This window comes from Sphingopyxis sp. GC21 (assembly GCF_025727575.1).
Taxonomy (GTDB): Bacteria; Pseudomonadota; Alphaproteobacteria; order Sphingomonadales; family Sphingomonadaceae; genus Sphingopyxis; species Sphingopyxis terrae_A.
Window position 1 is genome coordinate 2896554 of sequence record NZ_CP095845.1, and the last position, 16437, is coordinate 2912990.

The following is a 16437-nucleotide window of genomic DNA, read 5'->3' on the forward strand; positions in this document are numbered from 1 at the left end:
TTAATAGGGACTTTTCGGCGCGGTCCCCGGACGCGTGAACAGCTTGCCGCGCTCGGCCCAGAAGACCAGCGCCAGCCCGGCAATGCCCGACACCAGAAAGGCATAGGCAAGCGGCAGCGTCGTACCGTTGTAAAGCTGCCCGATCAGCGCGCCCATCACCGCGGCCAACAGCGTCTTGCAGAAGCTCTGATAGGAGGAGGCGACCCCGGCCATATGGCCGAAATCCTCCATCGCGATCGACCCGAAATTGCTGCCGATGAAGCCGATCAGCCCGACGTTGACCATCATCAGCGCGGTGAACATCCACAACGTCTCGGTGCCGCTCAGCGCGACGACGATCTGTACTGTTGCGGTCGCCATGAAGGCAAAGACCGCGCTCTGCGACACGCGCCGCGCACCGAAGCGCTCGACGATCGCCGCATTCGAGAAATTGGCGATCGCGATACCCGCGGCAACACAGGCAAAGACGAGCGGAAACCAGCTTCGCGCGCCGAACACTTCGGCGATGATCTGCTCGCTGCTGTTGAGATAGCCATAAAGCGCGCCCTGCATCATCGCGGACGCGATCATATAGCCCGCCGCCCGGCGGTGCCGCGTCACCGTCGCCCAGCCCGCGATCATCGTGCGCGCATTGAGCGGCCGGATGTCGGCCGGATCGAGCGTTTCGGGCAGGCGGCGCAGCCACAGCAGCATCACGACGCCCATCACCGCCAGCACGATGAAGATAGCGCGCCAGTTCGCGACCGCCGTGATCCCCGCGCCCATCGTCGGCGCGATCGCGGGAACGATCATGAACACCAGAAAGATCATCGACAGCCGCTTCGCCATCGCGTCGCCCGAAAAGAGGTCGCGAATGACCGCGACGACGATCACGCCGAGCGCTGCACTGATCATGCCGTGCCCGAAGCGCAGCGCGAGCAGCAGCGGGAAACTGTTCGCCAGCCCGCAGCCGATCGAAAAGGCGACATAGGCGAACAGGGCGGGCACCAGCACGCCCTTGCGGCCGAAGCGATCGGACAGCGGCCCGTAGAACAGCGAACCGATGCCGATGCCGAGCAAATAGGTCGAAATCACATATTGCCGGTCGTTCGCGACGGCGACCCCCAGCCCCTCGCCGATCGCGGGGAGCGCGGGGAGCATCGAATCGATGGCGAGCGCATTGAGTGCCATGACCATCGCCATCATGAACACCATTTCGCGGTCGCCGGGCATGCGGGACCGCTGGGCGGATTCGGTCATTTTGTGCATTGCGAAGGGCCTATGCGCCTCCGGCACGGTTTTGGATAGCCCCGCGCCGCCGAAAAGCTATGCAATGCAGCAGCATCGGCGCGGTCGGCAGTCCATGCCGCCCCATCTGCCCACAAAAAAAGGGCCGCTCCAACGGAGCGACCCCTCTCATTTCCGATATCCGGACGATCAGGCCTGACGGGTGCCCGTCATCGCCATCGAACCGAACGGGCCGGCCTTGATCGTGCCGGTCAGCGCGTCGCCGTCGATCGTCGCTTCGCATTCGAGCGTCATCGGCATCGGCACCTTCATGTTCATCGTCCACGTCAGCTTGTTGCCGTCGACCTTGCCATTCTCGACATCGAGCGAGCCCATCGCGCCGGCATTCTGGCCGGTGAAGCTGTCGCCGTTGCTGTTCACGGTGAAAACCGACTTCTGGTCGCCCATCGGCGACTTGGTAACGCAGTCATAATTGCCATCGACCTGAGACATCGAAACTCTCCTACTGAAACTAATGTTAGTTAGCGGGCTTCGCTGTTTCCACGGGCAGACCCAATCCGTCAAGCTGCGGTTTTACCACAGCGGCATCCCCGACGACGACATAGACGAGGTCGCCGGTACTCAGCTCCTTGCGCGCCGCAGCATCGAGTTCCTCGGCCGTCATCGCCTCATATTTCGCCGGCAGCGTTTCATAATAATTGTCGGGCCGGTGATATTTGACGATCGCACGCAAGCCGCCGAGCACGTCGCCCGATGTCTCGAAGCTGCCCGGCAGTTCGCGTACGCTGCCGTTCGTCGTGCGTTCCAGCTCTTCGGCGTTTACGCCCTTGTCGCCGATGAACGCGGTCAATTCCTTCTGGAATTCGCGGATCGAATCGCCGGTGCGGTCGGCCTGCACCGGCGCCACCGCCACCCAGGTCACGCGGTCGGCTTCGCCCGAAACGCGCGAGCGCACGCCATAGGACCAGCCCTTGGTCTCGCGCAGGTTCATGTTGAAGCGCGAAAGGAAGCTGCCGCCGAAAATATCGTTCGCCTGGCGCAGTACTTCCAGATCGTCGCCGCCCTTCACGTCGAGCACCTTGCCCGCGATGATGATCGATTGCGGCGACTTGGGCCGATCAACGAGCAGGATGCGCGGCTGCGGCTTCGGAATCGCAATCTCGAAATGCTTTTCGGGTTTCGCGGTCTTCGGCGCCTTCCAGTCGCCGAAAGCGGCGTCGAGCTGCTTCGTGACGTCTTTCAGTGTCGTGTCGCCGACGACGAAGATGCGGGCATTGTCGGGGCGAATCCACGTCTGGTGGAATGCCGCGAGCTGGTCGCGCGTCGCGGCTTTGACCGCCGCTTCGTTGCCGAGGCCCGACGGCGGGATGCCATAGGGATGATCGGCGCCGTAAAGCACCGGCATCAGCACGCGGCTGGCGATCGCATTGGGATTGTTGAGTTCAGCGTTCAGGCGGTTGAGCTGCTGCACGCGCACCCGCTCCATTTCCTTGCCGTCAAAGGCCGGGTTACGGATATAATCGGCGAGCAGGCCCAGCGACGCGCTGAGGTTCGGCTTGAGCGCGAACAGGCTGAACACCGTTTCGTCGGCGTTCGCCGAACCGTCGATCTGGGCGCCGAGGCGTTCCTTCGCTTCGGCGAAGGCGATCGAATCCTTGCTCGTCGTGCCTTCGTCCATCAGGCTGAGCATCAACGACTGGGTGCCGAGCGCATTGTGCGGATCGGCGGCATAGCCGGCATCGAAGCTCACCGCGACCTGCACCGTCGGTACCGCGGTCCGGCGCGCGAAGACGACTTCCATTCCGTTCTTCAGCTTGGCGCGTTCGATTGCCGGAAATTCGAGCGCTTTGAGGTCCATCACCGCTGGAAGCTGCGAACGATCGGCGATCGAGGTCGCCGTGCCGACACCCGTGTCAGGCCCGACGTCGCCGAGCGCCGCATTCCAGTAACGGTCGGGCGGTACCGCCGCCACCGGCTTGCCTTCGGTGAAGGCGCCGCCACGATTTTCACCGCCTTCGGTACGCTCGCCGGGCGAGTAGGTCAGCGAGAAAGCCGGACGCGACATCCATTTGTCGGCCACCGCCTTCGCCTGCTCGGGGGTCACCTTCGCCAGCCGGTCGAGCTCGGTCTTGTAATAGGCGGGATCGTTCGAATAGAGCGCGCCCTCCGCGAGCGTCACCGCCTTGCCGCCAAAGCCGCCGACCGATTCCAGCCCCGAAATCGTACCGCCGAGATAGCTGGCCGCGGCACGCTGCAATTCGTCCGCGGTCGGGCCGGTCGCCAGGAAATCGGCGATCTGCGCGTCAAGCTTTTCGCCGACGACCTTGGGGTCGACGCCCGGCTTCACGTCGGCCTGCACGATCAGAAAGCCTGCATCCTCCAGCGTTTGCGCGAACGCCGCGACGCTGACCGCGACCGGGTCCTTGCGGACGAGCGCATTGTCGAGCCGCGACGACGACAGGCCGCCAAGCACCGCAGTCGCCATTTGCAGCGGCACCGATTCGGGATCGTTGAGGCCGGGAATCGCCCACATGCGGTAGATGCGGGTGGTCGGAATGAGATCCTTGACCTCCTTGGCGAGCGGTGCGGGAAGCGTCGGAACAGAGGTTTGCGGCGCCTTCACTTCGGGGCCGCGCGGAATGTCGCCGAACCATTCGGCGACCTTGGTCTTTGCGGTGGCAAGGTCGATGTCGCCCGCCAGCACGAGCACGGCATTGTTGGGGCCGTAATTGTCGCTGAACCACTTCTTCACATCGGCAAGGCTCGCCGTGTTGAGGTCGGTCATGGAACCGATGGTGCTGTGATGATAGGGATGCCCCTTGGGGAACAGATTTTCGAAGATTTCGTACCGCAGCAGACCGTAGGGATTATTGTCGCCCTGGCGTTTTTCGTTCTGGACGACGCCGCGCTGGTTATCGAGCTTTTCCTGCGTCACTGCGCCGAGCAGATGGCCCATGCGGTCGCTTTCGAGAAACAGCGCGCGGTCGAGCGCGCCGGTCGGCACCGTTTCGAAATAGTTGGTGCGGTCGGTATTGGTCGTGCCGTTGAAATCGGTCGCGCCGACCTGTTGCAGCGGTTCAAAGAAGTCGCCCGGCGAATTTTCCGAACCGTTGAACATCAGATGTTCGAACAGATGCGCAAAACCCGTCTTGCCCGCAGGTTCGTGCTTCGATCCGACGCGATACCAGACCGACACCGCGACCACCGGCGCCTTGTGATCTTCGTGCACGATCACGCGCAGTCCGTTGTCGAGCGTGAAGCTCTGGTACGGAATATCGACCGCCTTCACCAGTTCGGAAATCGGCGCGGGCTGCGCCTCCTTGGCTTTGGCAAGGGCGGGGCCGGCCGCGACGAGCGACGTCGATACGGCCAGGGCGACGGCAAAGCGATGGAAGCGGGTCATGGATATCCTCTTGAAACCGGGGGCACGAAACGCGCCGGTGACGAGCATGCCGGACGGCACTGTATCAACGGTTTAGGACAGCTCTGCTGCGCTTTCAAGGCCGATAGAATCGCGCTCCGCTCGCGCGAAGCGCCGCCGGATCGAAAAGCACCGGCTTCAACCGATGCGCGACGAACAGAGGGGCCTGGTCGTTGTAATGCGGACTTTCCGGTCGCGTCGTCGCGGCACCGAAGGGCTGCACCGATTCCGAATGGACGCGTTCCGCCTTGTCCCACGTCACGAACATGATGAAGCTGTCGCCGTGCCGCACCTTCAGCCGGCCGTCGGGTTCGACGTCCCACAGAGTGGAGGCGCGCACCGTATCGTTGCCGCCATCGAGCGGCAGGTCGACCCGGTGGGCACCTTCGCCATGGCGCAGCCGCAGCACGGTCCCGAGCGCGGGGTCGAGCGTCCCGAAATATGTCTGAAGATGCGCAGCGCTGTCGCGCAGCACCGTCATCGGATCGGGGTCGGCCTTGCGCTGATAGTGACTGCCATTCGCCGGGCGCAGCACAAGCAGCGCCAGCGCATCGCCCTGCCCTTTGCCGTCCAGGTTCCAGTCCCACGCGCGCAGCAAATCTTGCGCCGCCGCGATCTGCGCATCGCCCTTGGCATCGAGCGCGAGCAGCCGGTCGATCCAGACCTTGGCATAGCCGCTCTTCGCATAGGCGGTGTCATATTTGATCGTCTTGAGCCGCGCGGCATCGATCGGTCCTGGCGCCCCGAACAGGTCGATCAGGCGCACCGCGCGATTGGTCATGTCGTCCTCGATCCCCATCAGCGGCGAAAAGGCCGCCGGATCGAGTTCGCTGCCCGGCCCCGCCGCGACCCACGGCGTATTGTTGGCGTTCATCACGAAACCCGAGCGCGGATTGACCAGCGCCGGCACCCGCTCGAACGGCAGCGACTTCGTCCAGACGTCGGCAGATGTGTCGCCGGGCAGTACGCCGCGCCAGTTGAAACCCGCCGGGCGGTCGGGGAACATCGCGTTGTAGAACAGGCCGATATTGCCTTTGGCATCGGCATAGATGAAGTTGGTCGCCGGAACCCCCTGCCCCGCCATGGCCGCGCGCCATTCGGCGAAATTCTTCGCCTTGTTCAGCCGATAATATTGGGTGACCATCGCCGACTGGTCCATGCCGGCATAGCGAATGGCAAAGGCACCCTTGGCATTCTTGATCACCGGGCCCTGGACCGATCGCCACACGGTCTGCGGCACCGGCAGCACGAAGGGACCATATTTGACGCGCAGCCACACGCGCCGCTTTTCCAGCGGCAGCCATTTGCCATCGAAGCGATATTTTTCGCCGCTGTCGTCGAGCACCAGCTTGTATACGTCGATCAGGTCTGGCCGGTTCACCGTGTTGGTCCAGCCCAGATATTTATTGTGGCCAAGGAAAGGGTAAGGCGAACCGGGAAAGTTGGCGCCCGCAAAATCCCACCCTTCGCCCGAATGGACGACCAGTTCGTACCAGGCGACCCCGCCGGTCCACGGCTGATGCGAATTGGAAACGAGCCGCGTCGCGCCATCGGGGGCCCGGCCCGGCGCCACCGCCATGCCGTTCGAGCCATTATGGTCGGGGTCGCGGCCGACCGGGGTCAGCTCGCGCGGGACCAGCTTGCCGGCGGCATCGAGCGCCGGACCGCCTTCGCGGAACAACGGCTTGCCTTCGGTCAGGCGCCCCAGCACCGAATCGAGCCCGAAGAAGAAGGGCGAACGCAGCACGAAACCGGCAACGACATCCTCGCCGGTCACCGGGAACAGCCCCGACAGGCGCACCTCGTCGGGGTGCTTGTCGGCATAATGGTTGAGACCTGCGGCATAGGCAGTGAACAGCGCACGCACGTCGGCGGGCAGGCGCGGCCAGTCGCGTGCCGCGGTCTTGCGGATATCGAGGAGCTGCGCGACATAATCGATCTTGGCGCCATCGGCACCAAGCAGCGCGCCGGTGCGCCCGCGCGTCATCGCGATCACCTCTTGCAGCGTCGCGAAATCATCCTCCGAATGGGCGTAGGCGACGCCATAGGCGACGTCGGCATCGGTCTTGCCGAAGATATGCGGCACCCCGAACCTGTCGCGTGCGATCTGCACATTGGTTGGCCGGAACGCCGGCGCGGGCGAAGCCTCGGCAGTCAGGGGATCCCACGCCGCAAGGCCAACCGCCACCGCAACGAGCAGGAGGACGAGGCCAAGGAAAAATTTACGCATCGGCTTTCCCGCTCCATATATTATGGCGACTGGGCGACCTCATGGCGGAAAATTTGCGGCGCGAATAGCCATGCTCTTGTGTTGCAAATGGGCAACACTATCTCTGGTGTCGAGAAAGGGGCTTATCCACATGAACCTCGAAAAATTTACCGATCGCGCCAAGGGCTTTCTGCAGGCGGCGCAGACGATCGCGATCCGCATGAACCATCAGCGGATCAGTCCCGAGCATATCGCCAAGGCGCTGCTCGAAGACAATGAAGGCATGGCCGCGGGCCTGATCCAGCGGGCGGGCGGCGACATGCCGCGCGCGGTCGCCGGCATCGACGCGCTGCTCGCCAAGGTTCCCGCCGTGTCGGGATCGGGCGCGCAGGCGACGCCGGGGCTCGACAATGACGCGGTGCGCCTGCTCGATCAGGCCGAACAGGTCGCGACCAAGGCGGGCGACGGCTATGTCACCGTCGAACGGCTGCTGCTCGCGATGGTCCTCGCCTCCTCGACTCCGGTCGGCAAGGCATTCGCCGACGCGGGCGTGAAGGCCGACGCGCTCAACACTGTCATCAATGAACTGCGCCGCGGCCGCACCGCCGACAGCGCGGGCGCCGAAGACAGTTTCGAAGCGCTCAAGAAATATGCGCGCGACCTCACCGAAGTCGCGCGGTCGGGCAAGCTCGACCCCGTGATCGGCCGCGACGAGGAAATTCGCCGCACCGTGCAGATCCTCGCGCGCCGCACCAAAAACAACCCCGTGCTGATCGGCGAACCGGGCGTCGGCAAGACCGCCATCGCGGAAGGGTTGGCGCTGCGCATCGCCAATGGCGACGTACCCGACAGCCTGAAGGACCGCCGCCTCCTTGCGCTCGACATGGGCGCACTGATCGCGGGCGCCAAATATCGCGGCGAGTTTGAAGAACGACTCAAGGGCGTGCTCGACGAGGTGAAGTCCGCCGAGGGCGAGATCATCCTGTTCATCGACGAGATGCACACGCTCGTCGGCGCGGGCAAGGGCGACGGCGCGATGGACGCGTCGAACCTCTTGAAGCCGGCGCTCGCGCGCGGCGAACTTCACTGCATCGGCGCGACGACGCTCGACGAATATCGCAAATATGTCGAGAAAGACCCCGCGCTTCAGCGGCGCTTCCAGCCGGTGTTCGTCGGCGAACCGACGGTCGAGGATTCGATCTCGATCCTGCGCGGGCTCAAGGAAAAATACGAACTGCACCACGGCGTGCGCATCACCGACGGCGCGATCGTCGCCGCGGCGACGCTGTCGAACCGCTATATCTCTGACCGCTTCCTGCCCGACAAAGCGATCGACCTGATGGACGAAGCCGCGAGCCGCATCCGCATGGAGGTCGAATCGAAGCCCGAGGAGATCGAAAATCTCGACCGCCGCATCATCCAGATGAAGATCGAGGAAGCGGCGCTGACCAAGGAGACCGATGCGGCATCGAAAGACCGGCTCACCGCGCTGCAGGCCGAGCTTGCCAATCTTGAACAGCAGTCGGCCGAACTGACGCAGAAATGGCAGGCCGAAAAGGACAAGATCCACGCCGAGGCGAAGATCAAGGAAGAACTCGACGCCGCACGCTCGGCGCTCGAACAGGCGCAGCGTGCGGGCGACCTCGGCCGTGCGGGCGAGCTCAGCTACGGCACGATCCCCGCGCTCGAAAAGCGGCTCGAGGAGGCAGAGGCCGCCGCGGGCAATGCGATGCTGCGCGAGGAAGTCACCGCCGACGACATCGCCGCGGTGGTCAGCCGCTGGACCGGCATCCCGGTCGACCGGATGATGGAGGGCGAGCGCGAAAAGCTGCTCGGCATGGAGGAGACGCTCGGCAAGCGCGTCATCGGTCAGGACGAAGCCGTGCGCGCCGTCTCGACCGCCGTCCGCCGTGCCCGCGCGGGGCTACAGGATCCGAACCGGCCCTTGGGCTCGTTCCTCTTCCTCGGCCCCACGGGCGTCGGCAAGACCGAGCTCACCAAGGCGCTCGCGCGGTTCCTGTTCGACGACGACAATGCGATGGTCCGCATCGACATGTCCGAATTCATGGAAAAGCACGCCGTGTCGCGGCTGATCGGCGCGCCTCCGGGCTATGTCGGCTATGAGGAAGGCGGGGTTCTGACCGAAGCCGTCCGCCGCCGTCCCTATCAGGTCGTCCTCTTCGACGAGGTCGAAAAGGCGCATGGCGACGTGTTCAACATCCTCTTGCAGGTGCTCGACGACGGGCGGCTGACCGATGGGCAGGGGCGTACGGTCGACTTCACCAACACGCTGATCATCCTGACCTCGAACCTTGGCAGCCAGGCGATCGCGTCGCTGCCCGACGACGCGCCGGTCGAACAGGCCGAACCCGCGGTGATGGAGGTGGTGCGCGCGCATTTCCGGCCCGAGTTCCTGAACCGGCTCGACGAGATCGTGCTGTTCCACCGCCTCGCGCAGCAGCATATGGGCGGCATTGTCGACATTCAGGTCGCGCGCGTCCAGAAACTGCTCGACGATCGCAAGGTGACGCTCGACCTCACCGACGCCGCGCGCGCGTGGCTCGGCCGGGTAGGCTACGATCCCGTCTACGGCGCGCGGCCGCTGAAGCGCGCGGTGCAGAAATATCTGCAAGACCCGCTCGCCGACCTGATCCTGAAAGGTGAAGTCAAGGACGGATCGACGGTCAAAGTGGACGAAGGCGACGGCGGCCTTGTCCTGACGCCGACATAAGTGGGGTCGACCCGGCGACCTGCCAATCGGTCAATTGCTGTGGTTGACGGGCGCGCGCGTCATCGCTTCGGCGGTGTCGCGCGCGTCCTGATTCCCCTGCGCCCACAATTGCTTCCATTCCTCATTGGTGTGGCAAACCCGCGCCTTTTTCACCCAAGATCCGATTTCCTCAATCTTGCGGCACTTGATGTAATAGGGATGGGTCGATGCCATACCCTGGTTGAACGCCTTGATTTCGGCGTTGGTCATCGTCGAAGCCGGGCGATCGGGAGGTTTGCGGTCGGTGTACGCATCCGCCGCCGCCGGCGCGGATGCGACTGCCATCAATATCGCAACGGTGGTCGTGAAATTCGGCATTGTACCAACCCCTGTCCGGCGCAGCGCGCTATTTTGGCTTGATCTCGGTCATCAGGCTATCCTTCGGCTCGACCGAATTGCTCCAACCTCGGGCAAGCATTTCCATCGAATCGCGTGCATCCTGATTGCCCCGATCGGTAATCACCCGCCACTGCGCATTTGTATTGCAGATGCGGCTCTTTTTCACCAGCGATCCGGGTTCAGCGATGCGTCTACATCGGATATACTCCGGATCATTTGCTGAGCGGCCCTCGTTATATGCGTCAATCTCGGCACCACTCATGTCGGAAGGTGCTCGCGCAAGATTTGTCGGTTCGCTGGCGCTGGCCGCACTTGCCGCACCTAATGCGGCAATCAAAGTAATCCATCCTCGCATCGCCATTTCTCCCACAATAACGGCTCGCATGGGCACCAGCGTCAGTTGGAGGTGCTCCCCTTGCTCGTCATGGCTTCGGCCGTATCGCGCGCATCCTGGTTGCCGCGCGCAATCACGTCCTTCCATTCGGCATTGGTGTGGCAAACGCGGGTCTTCTTGACCAGCGAGCCGATCTCCAACGTCTTGCGGCACTTGATGTAATAAGGATGGGTCTGTGCCAAGCCCTTGTTATAGGCTTCAATTTCCGTCGGAGTCATCAACGACGGCTTCTTCGGGGGCGGCGCCCGGTCGGCCAATTCCTCGGCCGCAGCTGGCGCCGCGAGCAGGCTTGCCGCCACTGCCCAAGTCATGATCCTAAACATTCAAAAATCTCCTCAGCCCTTCAAATTTGGGCATTTATCCCCAGACCATATGATGCACGTCTCTCGTTCCCAAGCGAAATATGCTTCTCCACCGCTATAGCTTATCTCGGTACGGCGTAGCCTGACGAATCGGCCGATGCGAAATATCGCACCAGCAAGTCGCGCTCGGCCAGACTGAGATGCGGGTTCCATACGTCGAAGATCAGCACAGCGCGCAGCTGGTCACTATCGTTCCAGGCCTCGTGCTCGATGGTGTCGTCAAAGGCGAAAGCGCGGCCTTCCTCCCAACTGCGCGTCTCACCCCCCACCCGAAAGCCGCATCCGGGCGGCACGATCAGCGGCAGATGGACAATTGCACGTGTGTTGGTGACGCCTGTGTGGGGCGGGATGCGCGTGCGCGGCTTGAGCATCGAGAAAAAGGCGCTCGGCGCTCGGCCCGGGATACGAGCGCCGGGAACGGCTGCTAGCGCGGCAGCGGTTGCCGGACAGCGGTCGAGCACTACTTGGTTCGCGGCGCCATATTCCCACAAGAAGCAGGCGCCCCAATCAAGTCGATTGTCGAGGGGGGTCCAGATCGAATCGGGGGTTCCAGCATCCATTCGCACGTAAGGACGCAACGCATCTCCCGGGTCGTCGAGCAGCGCGAGTAGTTCGCTCCGAATGGCGTCGGTATGTGCCTCAATTTCAGTGAACCAAGGGAAATGCCGCCGGTCAAAAAATTCGTCGGCGGGCAAAAATGGGTAATAGATGCCCGCACATTCATTTCGATAGATCCTGCGCCGGCCAAGCGTGCTTTCGACGAATGCTTTTCCACGCCGCGTGTCGGTTTCATCGAGTATATCGCCCATTGAAGCGATCGCGCCGGAGGCCGCGGCAAACATAGTATCGGTCGCCTGCGCGACGAAGGCTTGTCCGTGCGCCAGGAGCGGCACGAGCGGATCGGGCACAGGATCGAGTTGCGCCGCAAGCGCGAGCGCCGCGCTCCACGCCTCCAGCGCCGCACCGCGCTCCGCTCGTGATTCATGCCGTTCGGCCTTGCGGATCCAGGCGACCAGATCGCGGCGGTCAATCGCTAGAGCCGCTGCAAGTGCGTCAAGTTCACGCTCTTCCTCTCCCAGCGCCCGCCATGCCGACGCGAGATTTCTCTGGAGCGCACCGGACCGAGGATCGGACGCAATCGCCCGGCCGAAGTGCGCCGCCGCCGCCGCCGGATCGTTGGCCTGCAAAGCCGCAATACCAAGACGATTGGCTTCCACGGCGGGCGCGGGCGGTTGTATACTGGCCATGTCCGATGCTTGCCATCGACTGCAGCAATCGGCAAGGTCGAACGATGTTGCATCCCGCTTCTGCCGCCGCCTTACGTGATCCCGAATGGCTCGCGCATCGGTACGATTCCAATCACGACGCGTTTCATTTCCGCCGCGTGCCGCGCGACATCCGCCGGGAGATCCCCTTTCTTACAGACATGCATTTGGGCGAGGAAGCAGCACCGCTCGTCCTGTCCCGCACCGCGTCTCGTCAGAACGTAGAGCCGGCGCCAGTTCATTTCCTATTCCATTCGGCCTATTGTGCCTCCACCATGCTGGTCCAGGCGATTGATCAGCCGGGCATTGCATCCGGATTGTCCGAACCCGTGCTGCTCAATGACATGGTCGGATGGCGGCGGCGCGGCGCGGCGCCGCGCGATCACGCGCGGGTTATGGATGATGCGCTCGCGATGCTCGCACGGCCCTTGACCGCTGGTGAAGCCGTAATCATCAAGCCTTCCAACATTTTCAATCCGCTCGCGCGCGGTGCGCTAACCCTGCGTCCGGGGGCGCACGCCATTCTGCTATATGCGCCGCTGCGCGCCTTTCTTCTGTCGGTCGCGCGGAAGGGTCTATGGTGCCGGCTGTGGTGCAGGGAATTGTTTGAAGGCTATCTGGCAGACGACTTCCTGCAATTCGGTTTCGATGCGCGCGACTATTTCCGCCAGTCCGACCTGCAAATCGCCGCCATCGGGTGGCTTGCCCAGCAGCGTGCTTTCGCGACCCTCATAGCTTGGGCGCCCGGCCGGATCGCTGCACTCGACAGCGAGGCACTCACCCGCGACCCCGTTCGGGCGGTTGCAGGGGCAATGGACCATTATGGCCTTACCGCCGACCGAGAGGCTCTGGCCGATCATCCAGCGCTGGCACGCAATAGCAAGTCGGGGGCGCCGTTTGCAGCCGGCGAGCGTCAGCGTGATCTCGCTGCCGCCGACGCGGCGTACGGAGACGAAATCAATCAGGTCCTCGGATGGGCAGAAGCTGTCGCCGATCAGGCCGGTATCCCGCTAGTTCTCCCAGGGGCGCTACCTATGCCCTGATGCGCTATTGCGATCGGGCACCAGTGGTCGGGCTAGCCATGCCGTCATAGGCACAGCTTGCGGAGAAGGTTGGGTGCCAAGCCCGAGGCACGGTCTTGGCGGCCGCCCTAAACAAGGTCGGCGGAAGCTGCCGCTCCTCATGGTTCTGACTGCCAAAGAAAAAGGGGCGAGCATTGCTGCCCGCCCCAATTTCCTTCCAAGCAGAGAGTTCTTTAGAACTTCAGCTTGGCCGAGATCGCATAGCGGCGACCCAGCGCGTCGTAAGTCGACGGGAAGGTGTTGCCGCTGTTGTAGGTCGTCGAACCGATGGTGTTGCCAACGATCGGCGGCTTCTTGTCGAGCAGATTCTGGACCGTCATGGTGATGACCAGATTGTCGCTCACGTTGAAGCGGGTGGCGAGATCGAAATAATGTGCCGCCTTGATGTGACGGAACTTCGGATCGACCACGCAGCCACCATCGTCGCTCGTCGTCGGGTTCGGACAGTCGTCCGGAGCCGCCTGCGCTGCAGCGATGTCCGCCGCGAGCTGCGCCGGCTCGAAGTCGACCGAGTCCATCCAGCGCCACAGCAGCGAGACGTCGACCTTGTCGAAGCCCAGCGTAAAGCGCTGCGAGAACTGGAATTCCGGCTGAATCGAACCCGTGAACGAGCAGTTCACGCTGTAGTAACCGACGCATTCGCGGTTGAGCGAAGTCGGATCGGCTACGTTGGCGTTATACTTGGAGCTGTGCGTCCAATTGCCGACGAACGACCAGCTGAGGTTCGCGAAGCCGACATCGGTGTTGTAGTTCATCAACAGGTCGACACCGTCGGTGAACAGACGGCCGAGGTTGTTGGTCAGACCGAACAGGCCGGGGGTCGTCGACGGGTCACCGTCAAGGCCGCCGGTGATCGGGTTACGACGGATCGAGGTACAAGCCGGATCGGTTGCGCTCGAAGCCGACAAACCATCGAAGCAAGCGTTGATGATATCGCCCGGCAGGGGCGTGCCAAGCACGTCGTTGACCTTGATGTTGTAATAGTCGACCGACATGTTGAAGCGCGGCAGGAAGTCCGGCTGCCAGACAAGGCCCAGCGTCCAGGTATCTGCCTTTTCAGGCTTCAGGTTCAGGTTACCGCCCACCGTGATGTTGGCCTGCGCCGCCGTCGGGTTGGTGATCGAACCGATCGTACCGGCAGGAGCACCCTGCGCGATACAGACCGCGCGCAGATTGGCGTCGGCCACCGGAGCGCCACCGGCGCAGGGGTCGATACCGAGGTTGGTCAGACCAACCGTCTGCGGCGTGAACAGTTCGCCGATGTTCGGAGCGCGAACCGCGCGGCTGTAATTACCGCGAAGTTTCAGACCCGCACCCGGTTCCCAGCTGCCGCCAGCCTTCCACGTGGTGGCATTGTAGCCACCAGCGCCGCGGATGCTGTAATCCGAGTAACGGATCCCCGCTTCGAGGGTCAGGCTCTCGAAGAAAGGCTTGTCTTCGATCAGCGGGGCCACGATTTCGGCATAGGCTTCATAGACATCGTAAGCGCCATCGATGTCGGGAGCCGCGCCGCCGGCGCCACCGAGTTCACCCGGCGTCTTGGCGAGGAGATCCGAAGACTGCTGCGCGGTGTATTTGCGATATTCGCCACCGATCGCGAAGCCGATCGGCTGGACCGCACCCGGCGACGAGAAGCCGAGATCACCCGAAATGATGCCGCGGACCTGCGCAAGCGAAGTGCGGTTGGTCGAGGTGCTCTTTTCCGAGAGATACCGCGCGGCTTCTGGCGTGATCGACCCTTCAGGACCGAACAGGTTGACCGGAACGCAATCAGCATTGCCGCTCTGACAGGTCACGCCATCATTGGACAGCGACGCTTCGCGGAAACGCGACTGCAGCGTGTAGCCGTTGATGCTCTGGATATTTTCCGACTCGCCATAGGCGCCCTCGAGGCTCCAATCGAGCGTATCGGTGATGCCGCCGCGCGCACCGACGCGATAATCGAAGAAGGTCGTCTGATAGTTGCTGATACGCGGGCCGACTTCGGGCGTACGACGGTTCAGCGTGACGGTGACTTCGCGGTAGTTGGGATCGCTCCGGCCTGTAGCCGTAGCTGCCGCTGCGCACTCAGCCGGCGTAAAGCGCGGCGTATAAGCAGACTGGCCCGAAATCGGATCCCCGTTGGCATCGACGCCATTGACCACCGGAGCGACGTTGAACGCACAGAACTGGTCACGCAGCGCCGCAGGCAGATTCGGGTTGTTCAGATTGATCGCAACCGAGCCACCGAACGAACCCGACGGTGCGATGATCGTTGACACGGTGTTCTTCGAGAACATGCCCCGGGTGTACACTTCCACCGCATCGGACACTTCATAATTGGCCTGGCCATAGATGTTGAAGCGCTCGAACGGCGTCTGGAAGATGTTGAACGGGTTGAAGTTGTAGGTTTGGAACGTGCCGACCGCCTGGCCAGCACTATTGACCTGACGAACGCCGCCGTTGGCAGCACCGCCGGGCGTCAGAGCGAGAACCGGCAGCGTCGCCGGGTTCGTTGCGCTGACGGGCTGGGTCGGGTCAAAGTTCGGGTTCGGCACGGTGCCGGTCTGCGTATACTGCGCGAGGACGTTCGGTACGCCGCCGGTAAGCGGACGCGTGCCCGAGAAGCGCGAGGGGACCGACGTACCCGAACCGATGAACGTGTCCGAATAGCTGTCGAGCGTGTTGTCCGAGAAACCGCGCGCACCCTGATAGACAGGGTCGGCCTGCTGATAGCCGATGCTCAGCACCGCATTACCGCGGCCATCGTCGAAGTTTGCACCGATCGTCGCGTCAACACGGAAGATGTTGCCGTCGCCCTTTTCAGTGATCTGTTCCGACGCGGTCATTTCAAAGCCGGCAAAATCGCGCTTGGTGACGAAGTTGACGACGCCGGTGATGGCATCTGCGCCATAGGTGGTCACCGCCGCACCGGTCAGCGCGTCGACGCGTTCGATCAGGGCAAGCGGAATGTTGTTGAGGTCGACACGGCCGTTCACGTCCGACGGCGCAACGCGGTTGCCGTTGAGCAGGACGATGTTACGGGTCGAGCCGAGACCGCGAAGATCGACGTAGGACGCACCGCCGTTGCCGTTGTTCACCGCCGAACCGATATTCGGAACGACGCCGGGCAATTCGCGAAGAACTTCCTCAGCGACGTTCGACTGCTTCAGTTCGATCGCGTCCGAAGTGGTGACGTTGACGGGCGTCGACTGTTCGAGGTTGGGGTTGCGGATCAGGGTGCCGGTAACGACGATCTCCGAACCCGGCGCAGCGGCGCCTTCCTCGGCGTCTTGCGCGAAGGCAGGAACCGAAGCAAGGGCAACGCCGATAACGATCGGCGCAGCGCCAAGCTTCAGCTTGGAATAGTGGGTTTTCTTCACAGTGCA

11 protein-coding genes are annotated in these 16437 nt (G+C 63.1%); 2 read left to right on the forward strand and 9 right to left on the reverse strand.

The window, feature by feature from the left end; all coding sequences use genetic code 11:
* The 4 genes from MU856_RS14010 to MU856_RS14025 form a co-directional block, all read right to left on the reverse strand.
* Nucleotides 1-1239, reverse strand: coding sequence for a multidrug effflux MFS transporter (locus MU856_RS14010; protein ID WP_263587780.1), 1239 nt, complete (start codon nucleotides 1237-1239; stop codon nucleotides 1-3).
* Between the two features lie 177 nt (nucleotides 1240-1416).
* Complete coding sequence (locus tag MU856_RS14015) at nucleotides 1417-1719, reverse strand: hypothetical protein (RefSeq protein WP_062901735.1); 303 nt, start codon at nucleotides 1717-1719, stop codon at nucleotides 1417-1419.
* A 25-nt stretch (nucleotides 1720-1744) separates the two neighbouring features.
* Nucleotides 1745-4630, reverse strand: a complete 2886-nt coding sequence (locus MU856_RS14020; RefSeq protein ID WP_263587781.1) for a M16 family metallopeptidase — start codon at nucleotides 4628-4630, stop codon at nucleotides 1745-1747.
* Between the two features lie 94 nt (nucleotides 4631-4724).
* Nucleotides 4725-6878, reverse strand: coding sequence for an acylase (locus MU856_RS14025; RefSeq protein ID WP_263587782.1), 2154 nt, complete (start codon nucleotides 6876-6878; stop codon nucleotides 4725-4727).
* Between the two features lie 130 nt (nucleotides 6879-7008).
* On the opposite strand from MU856_RS14025, the gene clpB reads away from it, so the two are divergent.
* Nucleotides 7009-9588: an ATP-dependent chaperone ClpB gene (gene clpB, locus MU856_RS14030; RefSeq protein WP_062901732.1), complete on the forward strand. Its 2580-nt coding sequence runs from the start codon at nucleotides 7009-7011 to the stop codon at nucleotides 9586-9588.
* A 30-nt stretch (nucleotides 9589-9618) separates the two neighbouring features.
* Here clpB and MU856_RS14035 read toward each other — a convergent pair whose 3' ends face one another.
* From MU856_RS14035 to MU856_RS14050, 4 genes are all read right to left on the reverse strand, one after another.
* The gene (locus MU856_RS14035) at nucleotides 9619-9945 is read right to left on the reverse strand and encodes a hypothetical protein (RefSeq protein ID WP_263587783.1); all 327 of its coding nucleotides are present in this window, start codon (nucleotides 9943-9945) and stop codon (nucleotides 9619-9621) included.
* A gap of 28 nt (nucleotides 9946-9973) precedes the next feature.
* Entirely contained in the window at nucleotides 9974-10351 is a 378-nt protein-coding gene (locus MU856_RS14040) for a hypothetical protein (RefSeq protein ID WP_263587784.1), read from the reverse strand.
* Nucleotides 10352-10362: 11 nt separating this feature from the next.
* Entirely contained in the window at nucleotides 10363-10659 is a 297-nt protein-coding gene (locus tag MU856_RS14045; RefSeq protein WP_234178496.1) for a hypothetical protein, read from the reverse strand.
* A gap of 125 nt (nucleotides 10660-10784) precedes the next feature.
* Nucleotides 10785-11969, reverse strand: a complete 1185-nt coding sequence (locus MU856_RS14050) for an aspartyl/asparaginyl beta-hydroxylase domain-containing protein (protein ID WP_062901728.1) — start codon at nucleotides 11967-11969, stop codon at nucleotides 10785-10787.
* Nucleotides 11970-11974: 5 nt separating this feature from the next.
* Here MU856_RS14050 and MU856_RS14055 point away from each other — a divergent pair, with 5 nt between their 5' ends.
* Nucleotides 11975-13030, forward strand: a complete 1056-nt coding sequence (locus MU856_RS14055) for a hypothetical protein (protein WP_254535699.1) — start codon at nucleotides 11975-11977, stop codon at nucleotides 13028-13030.
* A gap of 212 nt (nucleotides 13031-13242) precedes the next feature.
* Here MU856_RS14055 and MU856_RS14060 read toward each other — a convergent pair whose 3' ends face one another.
* A complete protein-coding gene (locus MU856_RS14060; protein ID WP_062901725.1) occupies nucleotides 13243-16431 on the reverse strand; it encodes a TonB-dependent receptor domain-containing protein in 3189 nt (1062 codons plus the stop codon).
* Nucleotides 16432-16437: the final 6 nt, after the last annotated feature.

What these genes read in the sequence shown, in the direction of transcription:
- MU856_RS14010 (WP_263587780.1), bottom strand. Translation starts at nt 1,239, where the DNA reads ATGACCGAATCCGCCCAGCGGTCCCGCATGCCCGGCGACCGCGAAATG.
- MU856_RS14015 (WP_062901735.1), bottom strand. Translation starts at nt 1,719, where the DNA reads ATGTCTCAGGTCGATGGCAATTATGACTGCGTTACCAAGTCGCCGATG.
- MU856_RS14020 (WP_263587781.1), bottom strand. Translation starts at nt 4,630, where the DNA reads ATGACCCGCTTCCATCGCTTTGCCGTCGCCCTGGCCGTATCGACGTCG.
- MU856_RS14025 (WP_263587782.1), bottom strand. Translation starts at nt 6,878, where the DNA reads ATGCGTAAATTTTTCCTTGGCCTCGTCCTCCTGCTCGTTGCGGTGGCG.
- clpB (WP_062901732.1), top strand. Translation starts at nt 7,009, where the DNA reads ATGAACCTCGAAAAATTTACCGATCGCGCCAAGGGCTTTCTGCAGGCG.
- MU856_RS14035 (WP_263587783.1), bottom strand. Translation starts at nt 9,945, where the DNA reads ATGCCGAATTTCACGACCACCGTTGCGATATTGATGGCAGTCGCATCC.
- MU856_RS14040 (WP_263587784.1), bottom strand. Translation starts at nt 10,351, where the DNA reads ATGCGAGCCGTTATTGTGGGAGAAATGGCGATGCGAGGATGGATTACT.
- MU856_RS14050 (WP_062901728.1), bottom strand. Translation starts at nt 11,969, where the DNA reads ATGGCCAGTATACAACCGCCCGCGCCCGCCGTGGAAGCCAATCGTCTT.
- MU856_RS14055 (WP_254535699.1), top strand. Translation starts at nt 11,975, where the DNA reads ATGCTTGCCATCGACTGCAGCAATCGGCAAGGTCGAACGATGTTGCAT.